Annotated in this window: 15 protein-coding genes and 1 pseudogene; 6 read left to right on the plus strand and 10 right to left on the minus strand. The window is 69.9% G+C overall.

Features of this window, described 5'->3' with window-relative positions:
• Nucleotides 1–104: 104 nt before the first annotated feature.
• Genes B0I32_RS51195 through B0I32_RS51205 form a run of 3 tightly spaced genes read right to left on the minus strand, consistent with a single transcriptional unit; the run spans nucleotide 105 to nucleotide 1,856 of the window.
• Nucleotides 105–1,193, minus strand: coding sequence for a Zn-dependent alcohol dehydrogenase (locus B0I32_RS51195; RefSeq protein ID WP_106252237.1), 1,089 nt, complete (start codon nucleotides 1,191–1,193; stop codon nucleotides 105–107).
• A 22-nt stretch (nucleotides 1,194–1,215) separates the two neighbouring features.
• Nucleotides 1,216–1,407, minus strand: coding sequence for a ferredoxin (locus B0I32_RS51200; protein WP_106252239.1), 192 nt, complete (start codon nucleotides 1,405–1,407; stop codon nucleotides 1,216–1,218).
• Nucleotides 1,404–1,856 carry a pyridoxamine 5'-phosphate oxidase family protein gene (locus B0I32_RS51205; protein ID WP_106252241.1) on the minus strand — a complete coding sequence of 151 codons (453 nt, stop codon included), beginning with the start codon at nucleotides 1,854–1,856 and terminating at the stop codon, nucleotides 1,404–1,406. Before B0I32_RS51205 ends, B0I32_RS51200 begins: the two co-directional genes overlap by 4 nt.
• 85 nt (nucleotides 1,857–1,941) lie before the next feature.
• On the opposite strand from B0I32_RS51205, the gene B0I32_RS51210 reads away from it, so the two are divergent.
• On the plus strand, nucleotides 1,942–2,571 hold the full coding sequence (locus B0I32_RS51210) for a class I SAM-dependent methyltransferase (protein ID WP_181308714.1): 630 nt from the start codon (nucleotides 1,942–1,944) through the stop codon (nucleotides 2,569–2,571).
• Between the two features lie 14 nt (nucleotides 2,572–2,585).
• Here the strand turns inward: B0I32_RS51210 and B0I32_RS51215 are convergent, their stop codons facing one another.
• The 4 genes from B0I32_RS51215 to B0I32_RS51230 all read right to left on the minus strand — a co-directional run bounded on the left by B0I32_RS51215 (nucleotide 2,586) and on the right by B0I32_RS51230 (nucleotide 6,731).
• Nucleotides 2,586–3,593: a DUF1702 family protein gene (locus tag B0I32_RS51215; RefSeq protein ID WP_342751849.1), complete on the minus strand. Its 1,008-nt coding sequence runs from the start codon at nucleotides 3,591–3,593 to the stop codon at nucleotides 2,586–2,588.
• Between the two features lie 118 nt (nucleotides 3,594–3,711).
• Nucleotides 3,712–4,773: a glycoside hydrolase family 15 protein gene (locus tag B0I32_RS51220; RefSeq protein ID WP_181308708.1), complete on the minus strand. Its 1,062-nt coding sequence runs from the start codon at nucleotides 4,771–4,773 to the stop codon at nucleotides 3,712–3,714.
• Entirely contained in the window at nucleotides 4,770–5,480 is a 711-nt protein-coding gene (locus B0I32_RS51225; protein WP_181308710.1) for a class I SAM-dependent methyltransferase, read from the minus strand. Before B0I32_RS51225 ends, B0I32_RS51220 begins: the two co-directional genes overlap by 4 nt.
• Nucleotides 5,481–5,483: 3 nt before the next feature.
• On the minus strand, nucleotides 5,484–6,731 hold the full coding sequence (locus tag B0I32_RS51230) for a glycosyltransferase family 4 protein (RefSeq protein WP_106252246.1): 1,248 nt from the start codon (nucleotides 6,729–6,731) through the stop codon (nucleotides 5,484–5,486).
• Between the two features lie 251 nt (nucleotides 6,732–6,982).
• On the opposite strand from B0I32_RS51230, the gene B0I32_RS51235 reads away from it, so the two are divergent.
• Nucleotides 6,983–8,005 (plus strand): GDP-mannose 4,6-dehydratase, encoded by a 1,023-nt coding sequence (locus B0I32_RS51235; RefSeq protein WP_106252248.1) that lies wholly within the window; start codon nucleotides 6,983–6,985, stop codon nucleotides 8,003–8,005.
• Nucleotides 8,006–8,036: 31 nt separating this feature from the next.
• On the opposite strand, the gene B0I32_RS51240 is transcribed toward B0I32_RS51235, so the two are convergent.
• Nucleotides 8,037–8,876, minus strand: coding sequence for an AraC family transcriptional regulator (locus B0I32_RS51240; RefSeq protein ID WP_106252250.1), 840 nt, complete (start codon nucleotides 8,874–8,876; stop codon nucleotides 8,037–8,039).
• 53 nt (nucleotides 8,877–8,929) lie between these two features.
• Here B0I32_RS51240 and B0I32_RS51245 point away from each other — a divergent pair, with 53 nt between their 5' ends.
• Genes B0I32_RS51245 through B0I32_RS51255 form a run of 3 tightly spaced genes read left to right on the plus strand, consistent with a single transcriptional unit; the run spans nucleotide 8,930 to nucleotide 10,802 of the window.
• The gene (locus B0I32_RS51245) at nucleotides 8,930–9,505 is read left to right on the plus strand and encodes an ArsR/SmtB family transcription factor (RefSeq protein ID WP_106252252.1); all 576 of its coding nucleotides are present in this window, start codon (nucleotides 8,930–8,932) and stop codon (nucleotides 9,503–9,505) included.
• Nucleotides 9,498–10,340 carry an SRPBCC family protein gene (locus tag B0I32_RS51250; RefSeq protein ID WP_106252254.1) on the plus strand — a complete coding sequence of 281 codons (843 nt, stop codon included), beginning with the start codon at nucleotides 9,498–9,500 and terminating at the stop codon, nucleotides 10,338–10,340. The genes B0I32_RS51245 and B0I32_RS51250 overlap by 8 nt, the downstream gene beginning before the upstream one ends.
• A gap of 51 nt (nucleotides 10,341–10,391) precedes the next feature.
• Nucleotides 10,392–10,802 (plus strand): DUF2000 domain-containing protein, encoded by a 411-nt coding sequence (locus tag B0I32_RS51255; protein ID WP_106252274.1) that lies wholly within the window; start codon nucleotides 10,392–10,394, stop codon nucleotides 10,800–10,802.
• Between the two features lie 53 nt (nucleotides 10,803–10,855).
• Here the strand turns inward: B0I32_RS51255 and B0I32_RS51260 are convergent.
• Nucleotides 10,856–11,167: pseudogene (locus tag B0I32_RS51260) on the minus strand (methyltransferase family protein); the annotation flags it as partial.
• Nucleotides 11,168–11,887: 720 nt separating this feature from the next.
• On the opposite strand from B0I32_RS51260, the gene B0I32_RS51265 reads away from it, so the two are divergent.
• On the plus strand, nucleotides 11,888–13,000 hold the full coding sequence (locus tag B0I32_RS51265; protein WP_106252257.1) for an endonuclease domain-containing protein: 1,113 nt from the start codon (nucleotides 11,888–11,890) through the stop codon (nucleotides 12,998–13,000).
• Nucleotides 13,001–13,035: 35 nt separating this feature from the next.
• Here the strand turns inward: B0I32_RS51265 and B0I32_RS51270 are convergent, their stop codons facing one another.
• Nucleotides 13,036–14,220, minus strand: coding sequence for a cytochrome P450 (locus B0I32_RS51270; RefSeq protein WP_106252258.1), 1,185 nt, complete (start codon nucleotides 14,218–14,220; stop codon nucleotides 13,036–13,038).
• Between the last annotated feature and the right edge of the window lie 329 nt (nucleotides 14,221–14,549).

Raw genomic sequence — 14,549 nt, forward strand, 5'->3', positions numbered from 1 at the left:
CTATCCTTTCACCCCTGCCACGGCGATGAAAGGATAGTCGTTATCCTTTCACGCTCGGGGGCGGCGTGAAAGGATAACGGCTGGCTTTTGGGGCATTTGCCCGGTCAGTTCATGATGACGATCTGGCGCAGGACCTCGCCGCCGCGCAGGGCCGCTACGGCGTCGTTGAGGTCGGCGAGGCGGATGCGGGCGCTGATCATGGATTCCAGGTCGAGCAGGCCGGTCTTGTGCAGCTTGGCGAAGTACGGGAAGTCGTGGCGGACGTCGGCCTCGCCGTACAGGCTGGACAGCAGGTTCTTGCCCTCGAAGAGGAGGCTGAAGGCCGAGATCGACACCATGTCGTCCATCGCGCCCGCCCCGACCACGATGACGTCGCCGCCCGCCCGGGTGAGCTGCCAGGCGCTCTGGATCGTGGCCGACTTGCCGACCACCTCGAAGCCGTAGTCGAAGCCCCCGCCGCCGGTGAGCTCGCTCAGCGCCTCCGGGACCTGCTCCGGGGTGACCGCGTGCGTCGCCCCGACCTTCTTGGCGAGCGCGTGCTTGGACTCCAGCGGGTCCACCGCGAGGATCGTCCTGGCGCCGGAGACGCGGGCGCCCTGGATGACGGACAGGCCGACGCCGCCGCAGCCGATCACCACGACCGTGGAGCCGGGGCGCACCTTCGCGGTGTTGATCGCGGCGCCCACGCCGGTCGTGATGCCGCAGCCGATCAGGGCCGCCGCCTCCCAGGACACGTCCTCGTCGATCTTGATCGCGCCCTGCCAGGGCACGATGATCTCCTCCGCCCAGGTGCCGCACCCGGCCATCCCGAAGACCGTCGCGTCGTCGCCGCCGAGGCGGAAGTTGCCCTTGGAGAAGGACTCGATGACGTACTTCATGCACAGGTACGGCTGCCCGCCCACGCACAGCTCGCACTCCTGGCAGGCCGGCCGCCAGGAGATGACCACGTGGTCGCCGGGTTTGACGGAGCTGACGTGCTCGCCCACCTCGACCACCTCGCCGGCGCCCTCGTGGCCCGGGATGAGCGGCACGGGTTGCGGCAGCACGCCGGTCATGGCCGACAGGTCCGAGTGGCAGACGCCCGTGGCTCTGATCCGTACGCGTACGTCGGTCGGCCCGACCGGGGCCAGGGTGACGTCATCGCGGATGTCGAGCTTGTCGTTGCCTACGGCGTGCAGGATCGCGGCGCGCATGGGGTTCCTCCTCGTGCCTGGGCTATTCCTCGAGGGACAGAGCGGCTTTCGGGCAGGACCTGACCGCGTGGCGGACGCGGTCCTGCGACTCGGGGGGTGGTTCCGGGAGCAGGATGTGCAGCTGGTCGTCGTCGTCCAGCTCGAACACCTCCGGCGCGAGCCCCGTGCACACGGCGTTGGCTTCGCAGACCAGCTCGTCCAGCTTGACCTTCATGTGAGCCTCCTGTGATCCCATGAGACCACTTTGGTGCGCTCGACGACGTACGCAACCCGTTTGAGCCCGGTCTTCTCCACGTACGGACGGAGCAGATCGTCCGGGACGCCGGGCGTCATCCTGCGGGCGATGGTCATGCCGATGTCCATGACGCGGTCGCGGTCGTCGACCCGGCGGGCGGTGCCGTACACCAGGACGCCGCGCAGCTGGTCGTAGTCGTCGCCGGTCTCGACCAGGCAGCTCACCCGGGGGTCGCGGGACAGATTGCGGGCCTTCTGCGCCTTCGCGTAGGTCCAGAAGGCGATGTCCCCGTCGGCGAGGCCGTAGAACATGGTCACGAGGTGGGGGGTGCCGTCTGCGTTGATGGTGGCCAGCTGCAGCTTCCGCGAGCTCTCCAGGAAGGCGGTGACGTCGTCGTCCGACATGGCGATGCGTGCGCGCTGATTCACGTGCCAAGTAGAACAGGTTGCAGAACGGCCCGGCAAGAGCTCGCCGGAATGTTATTCGGTTCGGCTAGGGTGCATGCCTATGTCGATGCCGTCAGAGCTGCTGCACGCGGCCAAGCACGCCAAGGGATTCATGCCGCTGGACGAGGGCCTGGCCCTGTTCGAGACGGCCTGCCGGTACGGCGAGCTCGGCCCCATCTGCGAGATCGGCACCTACTGCGGCAAGTCCGCCGTCTACCTCGGCGCGGCGGCCCGGCAGTGCGGCTCCGTGGTCGTCACCGTCGACCACCACCGCGGCTCCGAGGAGATCCAGCCGGGCTGGGCGCACCACGATCCGACGCTGGTCGACCCGCGCTTCGGCAAGATGGACTCCCTGCCGACGTTCAGGACCACGATCGCCGCGGCCGGCCTGGAGGACGAGGTGATCGCCGTCGTCGGGAGGTCGGAACGGGTCGCCGCGCTCTGGAGCACGCCGCTGGCCATGCTGTTCATCGACGGCGGCCACTCCGAGGAGCCGGTGACGCGCGACTACGAGGGCTGGGCCCCGCACGTCATGACGGGCGGGGCGCTGGTCTTCCACGACATCTATCCCGATCCGGCCGACGGCGGGCAGGCGCCCTTCCAGGTCTACCGGCGGGCGCTGGCGTCCGGGGCGTTCGAGGAGGTGTCGGTGACGGGGTCGCTGCGGGTGCTGGAGCGGGTCGGGCCGGGCATCTGAGCTTTCGCGCGGCGTCAGCAGCGGTGGCGGCGGTTCCATGAGCGGCGGATCTGCGACTGCCAGCGCTGGAAGTCCTCGTGCGTGTGCGCCTCGTGCCCGAGCGCGATGAGCGCCTGGTCCGTCCACGCGGCCGCCTCCTCCGGGTCGGTCCCGGCCAGGATCGGCACGGCTCGCGCCACCTGGGCGGGCAGCTCTCCCGAACGCAGCCGCGCGGCGACCGCGAAGGCGCACCCCTGGGCCAAGTACGCGCGGAACCCGTCGGCCCCGGCGTGCTCGGTCAGCCACCACAGCTCGTCGGCCTCGGCCCCGCCCGTGTACGTGGCCGCGAACCCGACCCCGCTCCACAGGTCGGCCCGCCGCGGCGCCGGGAATCCGCCGATCCGCGTGGCCGCGTCGTCGGGGGAGGCGCCGTCGTGGTACCACAGCAGCCGCCCGAGCCCTTGGTCGAAGACCGCGCAGTGGGCCCTGGTGAGCAGGTCGGGCATGGTCCGCTCGCCCACCAGGCGATCGGTCCTGGTCAGGGCGAGCTGGAAGCCGAACCCGTCCACCGCCAGCCAGCGCAGCAGCGGATGGGCCCGGCGCGCGCCCCACACCGGGCGCAGCCGGACGAGCGCGTACCCCCGGCCGGCACCCAGGTAGGCGGCGTGGCGGTGATGCTGGGCGGGGCCGGCCAGTAGCTCGTGAAGGCGCCGGCCCCGGGTCAGGGTGAGCAGGTCGAGTACGGTGCAGGCGGCGGCCGCTCCCTCGTAGCCGAAGGGCCGCTGCTCGTGCGGGATCTCCTCGATCTTCTCTGTCTCGCGTGACATCACCGCGTTGTAGCCGAAGACGTACGAGCTCTCGGCCTTCGTGAAGACCATCCGCGAAGGCCCGCCTCTGGACCGGAACCTGCGCCGGCCCAGATCGGATTCCAGCGGATCCTTGGCCAGAAACCTTCGCAATCCTCTGGCTCGCGACACCTGCGGCTCAGCCGCCGGATGGGTCCTGACCTGGTCCAAGAACGATGTTGTGCCCGTGTCGCCCACGCTTCCCCCGAAGACGCCTCGTACGGCCAGACACGAAGCTAGTAACCCCAATGCGCCGTTCGACGGCGGCGCACCGGTTGTCCCCGGCAAAGAACCGGCAAAAGCCCTTGTGCGCCGCTCAGAGACCCTCTTCGGCCGCCTGCGGCGGCACGCGTACGCCGGCGCACCCGCACACGTCAGGATCGAACACGGAGGTCCCGGCGATGTCGCGGAACAGCCCCGCCCCCGCCGAATACCCGGCCAGGGCGTCGGCGGCGAGCACGGTGGCGGCGGCGGTGTAGCCGGAGCGCTCGTGCGGGAAGTGCTTGCGGTTGGCGAACTGCCAGCCGGTCCAGTACGAGCCGTCCTCGTGCCGCAGGTGCTGCATGTCCTGGAACAGCGTCAGCGCCCGTTCCCTGTCGCCCAGCGCGTCGAGCGCCAGCACCAGCTCGCACGTCTCGGCCCCCGTGACCCACGGCTGGTCGGAGACGCACCTGATGCCGAGGCCGGGCACCACGAACGTGGCCCACTCGCGGTCCAGCAGCTGTACCGCCTGCCGCCCGCGCACCGCGCCGCCGAGGACGGGGTAGTACCAGTCCATGGAGTAGCGGCTCTTGTCGGCGAACGCCTCGGGGTGGGCGGCGAGCACGTGCGCGAGCCGGTCGGCGGCCAGCTCCCAGTGCGGCTGCGGGTCGCCCAGGTGGTCGGCGAGCAGCACGCCGCAGCGCAGCCCCTGGTGGATGGAGGAGCAGCCGGTGAGCAGCGCGTACGTGGATGGCCTGCCCCGCGCGTCCCGCTCCCAGACGATCTCGCCGCGTTCGGTCTGCAGCCCCGCCACGTAGTCGAGCGCGGCCTTGACCATCGGCCAGCTCTCCTCGGTGTGGCGCCGGTCGCCGGTGACGAGGTGGTGGTGCCACACCCCGGCGGCGACGTAGGCGGCGTGGTTGGTCTCGCCGCCCAGCTCCGTGGGCACGCCGCCGGCCAGCTTCATCGGCCAGGAGCCGTCGGGGCGCTGGTGGCGGGCCAGCCAGGCGTAGCCGCGGCGTACCGGCTCGTCCAACCCCGCCACGGTCATCGCCATCAGGCACTCGACGTGGTTCCACGCGTCGACGTGGCCCTCGGGCCACGGCACGCCGCCGTCGTCCTGCTGGATCGCCGCGATGCTCAGCGCGGTCTTCACGACCTCCTCGCGGGAGATCATGGCTTGCGGACGTAGAGGACCACGCTCTTGCCGATGAGCGGATTGAGCAGGCTCTCGGCGATCCTGGTCGCGGCCGGGCGCTTCATGATGTCCCAGACCAGCAGCTCGTGGTACGCCTTCGCGAGCGGGTGCTCGTCGTTGTTGACCCCGACCGCGCACTTGATCCACCAGTAGGGGGCGTGCAGGCCGTGGGCGTGGTGGTGCGGGCCGATGGTGAACCCGATCGACTTGAGCTTGGCCGACAGTTCGGCCAGCGTGTAGATGCGCACGTGACCGCCGGGGGCCGTGTGGTAGTCCTCGTCCAGCGCCCAGCAGATCCGCTCGGGCAGGAAGCTCGGCACGGTGATCGCGGCGGTGCCGCCCGGCTTGAGCACGCGGAAGATCTCCCGCATGGCCGCCATGTCGTCGGGGATGTGCTCCAGCACCTCGGCCGCGATGACCCGGTCGAAGGAGCCGTCCTCGAACGGCATGTCCAGGGCGGTGCCCTGGACGATCTCGCCGGTGGCGCCCACGGGCACCTCGCCCGCCTTGTCCATCGCCGCGAACATGGACGCCACGCCGTCGAGCTCCGACTGGTCCATGTCGAACGCGATCACGTCCGCGCCCCTGCGCAGCACCTCGAACGCGTGCCGGCCGCCGCCGCAGCCGAGGTCGAGCACGCGCACGCCGGGGCCCACGGGCAGCCGGGCGAAGTCCACGGTCAGCACTGGTCAGCCTCTCCTTTTGTGGTTCTCGATGGCCTCGTGGTACGCCTCGACGGTCTTCTTGGCCACGACGTGCCAGGTGTAACGCTCCATGACCCGGTCGTATCCCGCCTGGCCCACCCGCTCGCGCTCCTCGGGCGAGTCCAGCAGGCGGCGCAGCGCCGCGGCCAACTCCTCGGGGTCGCCGGGCGGCACCTGCACGGCCGCGTCGCCGACGACCTCGGGCAGCGCGCCCGTACGGCTGGCGACCAGGGGTGTGCCGCAGGCCATGTGCTCGACGGCCGGCAGCGAGAAGCCCTCGTACAGCGAGGGCACGACCGAGATCTCGGAGGTGGCGATCAGCTCGCCGAGCTCGTCGTCGGAGATGCCGTGCACGAAACGCACCTGCTCCTGCAGCGACAGCTCCTGCACGAGCTGCTCCGTCGGGCCGCCCGGGGTGGGCCTGCTGACGACCGTGAGGTGCACCTCGCGCTCGGTGGCCAGCTTGGCCACGGCCCGCAGCAGCGTCGCGACGCCCTTCATGGGCGAGTCCGCGCTGGCCACGGCGACCATCGAGCCCTTGCGCTTCGGCTTGTCCGGGCGCGGGTGGAAGTAGCGGGTGTCCACACCCAGCGGGATCAGGCGCATGTTGGCCTGCGGGACGTTGAAGTCGCGGTGGATGTCGGCCAGCGACGACTCGCTGACGGTCAGGATGGGGCTCAGCCGGGGCGCGACGCGGGACTGCATCTTCACGAAGCCGTACCAGCGGCGCATGGTCAGCTTCTTCGCGCCCTTGGCGGCTTCGAGCTCGATCCGCCGGTCCACGCTGATGGGGTGGTGGATGGTGCCGACCACGGGGAACAGCTTCTGGATGCCGAGCAGGCCGTAGCCGAGGGTCTGGTTGTCCTGGACGACGTCGAAGTCGCCGACGCGCTTCTTCAGCTCGCGGTGGGCGCGCAGGGTGAAGGTCAGCGGCTCGGGGAAGCCGGCCGTCCACATGGTGCCGACTTCCAGCCAGTCGATCCAGTCGCGGTATTCGCGCAGCTTGGGCGTTCTGAACGGGTCTTCGTCGCGGTAGAGGTCGAGACTGGGCACCTCCCGCAGGACGACGCCCTCGTCCAGCTCGGGATAGGGCTGACCGGAGAACACCTCGACGTGGTGGCCGAGCGCGACCAGCTCCCTGCTGAGGTGGCGGAGATAGACTCCCTGGCCGCCGCAGGTGGGCTTGCTGCGGTAGGACAGAAGCGCGATCCGCAGCCTTCGCTCCACGGACACCCCTTTCGCCGCCGGTATGGCCCTGAGGCGGGCGTGTACCGTGAAAGATGACCTTAGTCCGAGAAGGCTACCATTCGGTAGATCGGGTGGAATTGTTCACAACGGCCGCCACAGGCCGTGCGAACTGCGACGTTGCTGTAACCGAGCGTGGTTCGGTGGAACGTGTTCTATGTCGGTGGATGTGCTATCTAGGCGCTTAGCTGTACATTCCCGTCCCAAAGGGATGGGGTAGGCGAAAGTTGGAGGACCCCTTGGCCAGGCGCGCTCTGATCACCGGCATCACCGGCCAGGACGGTTCCTATCTGGCGGAGCACCTGCTGGAGCAGGGGTACGAGGTGTGGGGGCTGGTCAGAGGACAGGCGAACCCGCGCGTGTCCCGGATGCGCAAGCTGCTCACCGAGGTCCGGGTGGTGCGCGGCGACCTGCTGGACCAGGGGTCGCTGATCTCGGCGGTGGAGCGGGTGCAGCCCGACGAGGTGTACAACCTGGGGGCGATCTCCTTCGTGCCCATGTCGTGGGAGCAGGCCGAGCTCACGGCCGAGGTGACCGGGATGGGCGTGCTGCGGATGCTCGAGGCGATCCGGGTGTGCTCGGGCGTGTCGCGGGGCGGGGCCGCCTCTGGACAGATCCGCTTTTATCAGGCTTCGTCCTCTGAGATGTTCGGTCAGGTCAGCGAGACGCCGCAGACCGAGCGCACCGCCTTCCACCCGCGCTCGCCGTACGGGGTGGCCAAGGCGTACGGGCACTTCCTGACCCAGAACTACCGCGAGTCGTACGGGATGTACGCCGTGTCCGGGATCCTGTTCAACCACGAGTCGCCGCGCCGCGGAGCCGAGTTCGTCACCAGGAAGGTCTCGCTCGGGGTGGCCCGCATCAAGCTGGGCCTCGCCACCGAGCTGCGGCTGGGGAACCTGGAGGCGCGGCGCGACTGGGGGTACGCCGGCGACTACGTCAAGGCCATGCACCTCATGCTGCGGGCCGGCAAGCCCGAGGACTACGTGATCGGCACCGGGCGGATGAAGTCGGTCAGGGAGCTGGTGGAGGCGGCCTTCACCGCCGCCGGGCTGGACTGGGAGCGGTATGTGGTGACCGACCAGGCGCTGCACCGGCCGGCCGAGGTGGACCTGCTGTGCGCCGATCCCAAGAAGGCGCGGGCGCAGCTGGGGTGGGAGCCGCGGGTGCCGTTCGACGAGCTGGTGGCGATGATGGTCGAAGCCGATCTGCGGCTGCTCACCGACGGCGGCGACCCGCACGACGAAGGCTCCTGGCCCTGATCGTCATTCCCTGTGCTGTTCCCGGACGGCGCTACTCCTGGGCGGCGCGGCGGTAGGCGCCAGGGGTGAGGCCGAAGCAGCGGGTGAACCAGCGCGTCAGATGGCTCTGGTCGGCGAAGCCCGTGGCCGCCGCCACCTCGCCGATCGGTTCGCCCGCGGCGATCAGCGCGCGGGCCCTCCTGAGGCGGAGCTGGCGCTGGTAGTCGCTGGGCGGCAGGCCGTACTCGGCGTGGAAGGCGCGGTAGACGGCGTAACGGCTGGCGCCGCACTCACGCGCCAGGTCGTCGATCGTCAGGTCGTCCATCGGACGATCGTGCAGCGCCTGCCTGGCCCGCCTGGCCATCTTCGGCGCGGCCCGCTTCCCGGCGTCTGCGGCGTCTCCGGCCTTCTTGGTGGCCGCTCGTCCGACGATGCCCGCGACCGCGGCCGTCAGCAGCTCCTCGCGGCGCAGCGCCGTCGCCGTCGTGCCGCCGTCGAGCAGGGCCGCGTGCAGGGCGCGTAGTGCGTACGCCAGCGCCGGATCGTCCACCACGGGGGAGTCGAAGAGCGGCAGGCCCGTACGGCGGCCGGTCGCGTCCGCCAGCGCGTCGGCCACCAGTTCCGGACCGAGGTGGACGATCCGGTAGGTGAAGCCGAGCGCGTCCGCGGCGTGGCCGTCGTGGGGGTCGTCCGGGTTGAAGGCCATGACCATGCCCGCCGCGCTCGTGTGCGCGGCGCCCCGGCAGCTGAACGACTGCGCGCCGGTCTCGGTCAGCCCGAACGAGTAGGTCTCGTGGCTGTGCCGGTGGTAGACGTGCCGCTCGAAGTGGGCGTGCATGGCCTCGATCGGCAGGTCGGGCGACCGCCAGTAGCGGGACCAGTCATGCGTCATGCCTCCATTCTCTATTGACAAGCAGATTTTTTACGTAAAAGATTGTTTTTGCGATGAGAGACGTCCTGTATCTGGAAGAGATCGAGCAGGCCGAGGCCCTGCTCAAGCCGCAGCGCGTGGAGGTGCTGCGGCAACTGGCCGAGCCGCGCACCTGCTCCGAGGTCGCCGAACGGCTCGGCCAGACGCCGCAGCGGGTCTACTACCACGTCAAACGGCTGGTCGAGGCCGGGCTGGTGGACCAGGTTTCCGAGCGCAGGGTGCGCGGCATCCACGAGGGCATCTACCAGGCCGGGGCGCGGTCGTACTGGCTGTCGCCGCGCCTGGTCGGCCGGATCGGGCTGCGCAAGGTTCGCGACGAGCTGAGCCTCGGCTATCTGCTCGACCTCATGGAGGAGGTCCAGGCCGACATCGCGGCCCTCGACAGGGCCGCGCCCGAGCTGCCGTCCATCGGAGTGTCCGGAGAGATCCGCGTACGTCCGGAGCAGCGGCAGGAGTTCCTGAACGACCTGCAGAGCACGTTGCAGGACCTTTTCACCCGGTACGGCGGCGCCGAGGGCGACGCCTTCAAACTGGCCGTCGCCTGCTACCCCCAGGCCGAGCCCGCACAAGGAGAACGAGACGATGACTGAGCCCCTGATCGTGCGTGCCAACATCCCGGCGCCCGTCGAGGAGGTGCGCCGGGCGCTGACCGACCCCGGCGTCCTGCGGATCTGGCTGGCCGAGCACGTGGAGGTGGAGCTGCCCGAGCGGTTCGCGTTCTGGGGGCGTACGACGCCGGAGGGCGACGCGCCGCACCAGCGGCTGCTGCACGCCGACGAGCGCACGCTGCGCTTCGCCTGGCTGCTCGACGGCGAGGAGACCACCACCGAGCTGACGCTGGCGCCGGACGAGACGGACGAACGGCGCACAGTGGTGACCGTGTCGCAGACGCACTTCGACTTCCAGGACGTCATCACCGGCAAGAGCGTCCGGGGCGTGCTGCAGACGTACTGGTGCCAGGTGCTGACCATCCTCGGCGAGCACCTGGAGGGCCGCGAGCCCACGCCCATGCAGGACTTCACCTCGCCGGAGATGCGGGTCGAGGTCTCCATCGACGCCTCGCCCGAGGCGGTGTTCGAGTCGATCACCTCGTCGGAGACGGTGACGAAGTGGTTCGGCTATCCCATCGAGATCGAGCCGTTCGTGGGCGGCCGGTACGCGATGGGCGGCTTCGAGAACAACCCCGACCCCGCGAAGGTCCTGGAACTCGAAGCCGGCCGCAAGCTCAGCGTCGACTGGGGCGAGACCGGCGTCGCCACGTGGGAGCTGGAGGGGTCTGCGGGCAAGACGCGGCTGACGCTGTTGCAGAGCGGTTTCGACCAGTCGAATCCTCCGCACGCGGCGTGGGGCGGGTTCCTGTCGGGCCTCGCCGAGCTGCGGCGCTTCCACGAGGTGCCCGACTGGCGGCCGATCCTCCAGGCGTAGCCGCACGAGCGTTCAAGACCCGGCCGGGGGAGACGCTGGAGGGTGGTGGCCATGCGTTTCGATACCAAGATCGCCATCGTGGTGCGCGCGGACCTGGCCGCCTGGCAACGACTCAACGTCACCGCCTTCCTCGCCGGCGGCCTGGCCGGCGGGGTCGCCGGGGCCGTCGGAGAGCCTTACCAGGACGCGTCGGGGAACACGTACCTGGCGTTGTTCCGGCAGCCCGTGCTGGTGTACGAGGGGGACCTGGAGGCGCTGCGCGGGGTCCGCGAGAAGGCGATGGGGCGGGGGATGGACGTGGCCGTCTACATCGAGGAGATGTTCAAGACCGGTCACGACGAGGACAACCGGGCGGCTGTGGCGGGGGTTCGGGCTGAGGAGCTGGATCTGGTGGGGGTGGCGGTGCACGGGGGGAGGAACGGGGTGGACAAGGTCATGAAGGGCCTCCGCCTGCACCCCTGACCTTCCGCGTCCGTCCTGGGCGGCGAGGAGGCTCGGGGCGCCGCACTCGTCGGTCAATACACCAGCGGGACGAGCCGGTTGGTGCGGCGCTGGTAGGCCGTGTACTCCTCCCCGAAGGTGTCGATCAGCAGCAGCTCCTCCGACCGGATCCGCCACCCGTAAGCGGCGAACATCAGCGCGGCGACGACCACGAGAGCGATCCAGTTCCCGCTGCCCACGCAGTAGCCCGTCCAGACGAGCAGGCTACCGGCGTACCCGGGATGGCGGATCAGCCGATACGGCCCGGCGGTGACCACCCGCTGGTCGCCGGTGACGTGCAGGGTACGCGTGTAGAACCGGCCGAGCACGCTCATGCCCCAGGCCCGTAACCCGAGCCCGTAACCCGAGCCCGGCGGCCATCATCGCCAGCCCGATTCAGCGCACGCCCACGGGCATCCGCCCCACTCCGGCCAGGCCCAGAACGATGATCAGCACGATGGCCAGGTTGTAGGCGACGACCAGAGCAACGTACTACCTCGATCGGCGCCGCGGCCGTCCGAGCTCGCGGCGCCGGCATCGCTACGGCGACGCAGCATGACCTCGTACCCCAGCCACAGGAGGAGACCGGCGACGGCGAGCCAGCTGGTGATCGTCACCCCGGCATTCTCACCGCGACCACCAACCACCCGTCAACCCTCCCCCACCTCACTTGCTTACCCGCTCGGATCGCTTGGCCCCGCTCAGCCCGTGCCGACCCGCCTGCCCCAGTCCCAAGCCCGCTTGGCGTTGGCCCGCGCCCGCCGCCTCTCCCCGGGCCCGGTTTCTCTCCAGCCCGCTTGGCTCCTTGGCCCTCCTGACCACCTACGCCACCGCCCCACCGCCCCGCGGCCCCACCGCCCCGCGGCCCCACCGCCCCGCGGCCCCACCGCCCCGCGGCCCCGCGGTCCCCACAGTCCCACCTGCCTACCGCCCCACCTAAGGCGCGAAACGGCACAATCAACCACAGAATCAGAAGCCGGCCGCCCCTGGTCTCGAACACATCTTCGTTATCCACAGAATCCCGTTCGGCTCCCTCGCACCCACCTCCGCCGGCGCATCCTTACGCCATGAACCAGCCAAGCCCCGGACACCCGCAAGAGACACCACCGTCGAGCACCAACCCCGGACCGCCGTCCCTGACCCGGCGCGCCGCCCGCATCACCCGCGCCGTACCCCAGGTCGTGGCCTGCCGCCAGACGGCGGCGCACATCTGGGGCCTGCAGGTCCTCCCCGCCCCCGAGGCCGACTGGCCCGTCGAGCTGATCGCCCCCGGCCACCTCGTGATCCCCGGTTGCGTCACCTACCTCGCACCCCTCCCCGACGAAGACATCACCGACCACAAGGGCGTGCGGATCACCACCATGGAACGCACCGCCCTCGACTGCGCCCGCTGGTTGCCCCGTATGGAGGCCGTCGCCATCGTCGACCAGTTCGCCCGCAAGGGCATCGACCTGGCAGCCCTGTGGCATCGCCCGCTCAACAGCTGGCGCCTGCGCGACACGCTCAGTCTCGCCGACCGGGGAGCGGCCTCGCCGAGGGAGAGCTGGCTCAGGGTTCTCCTCATCGACGGCGGCCTCCCCAGACCCACCACGCAGATCCGGGTCGCGCTGGCCGAAGACCGGTTCGCCTATCTCGACATGGGCTGGGAGGAGTTCAAGGTCGCGGTCGAGTACGACGGGCGGCAACACCACACCTCGGCCGCCGACCAGCAGCGTGACGCGGACCGCCGGGAGGAGCTGCGACGGCGCGGCTGGCGGGTGATCGCCGTCCGGCGCGACGTCATCCCCGGCCACGTCGCCGACCTGCTGCACCACGTGGCCGACGCCCTGATCGAGCGCGGCTGGCGCCCGGGCCCACACGGCACCAACCGCATCCTCAGCCGCATCCGCGCGGCCCGCCGCAGCTCCCGCTTCCGCTTACCCACCCGCCCCACCACGCCGGGGCACTCCACCCACCGGGCCACCAAGCCCACAGCCATCGCCGAACAACCAGAACCACCAACCCGAAACATCACGCAGGCCGACCGCCGTGGGAAGGGCCACGGGGTGATGCTCATCCGATGCGCCGCCCGCCTCCAGCACTACTACCGATGCCACACCGACGTCCGGTATGGCGACTACGCAGCCCACATACCAGCGGCAATCCCGTGGCGTGTCATCAGCATCGCCCTGTCGCCGTGACCATCGGCTGATGGTCACGGGGACTTTCCCCACCGTCAGCTGATGGTCACAGGAAGTTCCTTGATGCCGTTGATGAAATTGGAGCGCAGTCGCCGTGCCTCGCCCGTCTGCCGCAGGCGGGGGCGGCGGCGGGCCAGCTGCTCGAACAGGATGCGGAGCTCCAGCTTGGCCAGGTGGTTGCCCAGGCAGAAGTGGGCGCCCCCACCACCGAAGCCGATGTGCGGGTTGGGGTCGCGGCCGATGTCGAAGGTCTCGCCGTCGGGGAAGACGGAGGCGTCGCGGTTGGCGGAGGCGTAGAAGACGACGACCTTGTCGTTCTCCTTGATCTCCTGCCCGCCCAGCACCTGGTCGGCCGTGGAGGTGCGACGGAAGAGGTTGACGGGGGAGACCCAGCGGACGATCTCGTCGGCGGCGGTCTTCGCCAGCGTGGGATCGGCGAGGAGACGGTCCCACTGGTCGGGGTGCTCGAAGAGGGCGAGCATGCCGCCGGAGGCCGCGTTGCGGGTGGTCTCGTTGCCGGCGACCACCAGAAGGAGGATGAAAAGGTCGAACTCGTCCTCGCCGAGGGTCTCGCCGTTCTCGGTGGGCTGGAGGAGCTTGGTGACGATGTCGTTCTTCGGGTTCGCCCTGCGTTGCGCGGCGAGCTGGTTGGCGTACGCGTAGACCTCCATGGCGGCCCCCGACCCATCTTCGGGGTTGGCGGCGTAGTCGGGGTCCTGTGCGCCGATCATGCGGTTCGACCAGTTGAACAGCTTGTCGCGGTCCGCCACGGGAGCGCCGAGGAGCTCGCAGATCACGTAGAGGGGCAGGGGCGCGGCGACTTCGGTGACGAAGTCGATCTCGCCGGTCAGCTTGTCGAGGAGGTCGTCACAGATGTCGCGGATGTGCTGTTCGAGCGCGCCGATCGTCCGCGGGGTGAAGCCCCGGTTGACCAGGGCGCGCCGCCTCGTGTGCTCGGGTGGGTCCTGGTTGAGCATCATGAGGCGCTGCAGCGCGATCTGGTCCTCTTCCAGGTCGTCGAAGAGGGCGAGCTTACGGTGGGAGGAGAAGAGATCGGAGTGCCGCGACACGTGTACGACGTCGTCGTAGCGGGTCACGGCCCAGAACCCCGGCTCGCCCTCGTGCCAGTGGACGGGGGAGTTCGCGCGAAGCCAGGCCAGTTGGGCGTGGGGTGGTCCTGAAGTCGCGTAAAGGTCCCTGTCGACTAGGTCTATGCGCACGCGGGTTCACCTCTTGATCAAGCGCTTGGTATCGCGGTACTGAAACGTGTTCTATTACGAGACCACAAGGGCGTCAAGGAGGGTCATGGATCGTTCCTGGTCATCGCTGCCAAACCCACTCGCCAAGCCACCCCCTGTCGCCTCCACCCACCCCACATCACACCCCGCCGTACCTCCCCGACCCCCACCTCACATCACACCCCGCCGTACCTCCCCGACCCCCAACCCACGACCAACCCCAATGTCGCCCTTCCCCGCTCCCCGCTCCCCGCTCCCCGCTCCCCGCTCCCCGCTCCCCACCCCCACTGGAACCCCATCTCTCCAGCCCA

This window comes from Nonomuraea fuscirosea, from assembly GCF_003001935.1.
Classification (GTDB): Bacteria; Actinomycetota; Actinomycetes; order Streptosporangiales; family Streptosporangiaceae; genus Nonomuraea; species Nonomuraea fuscirosea.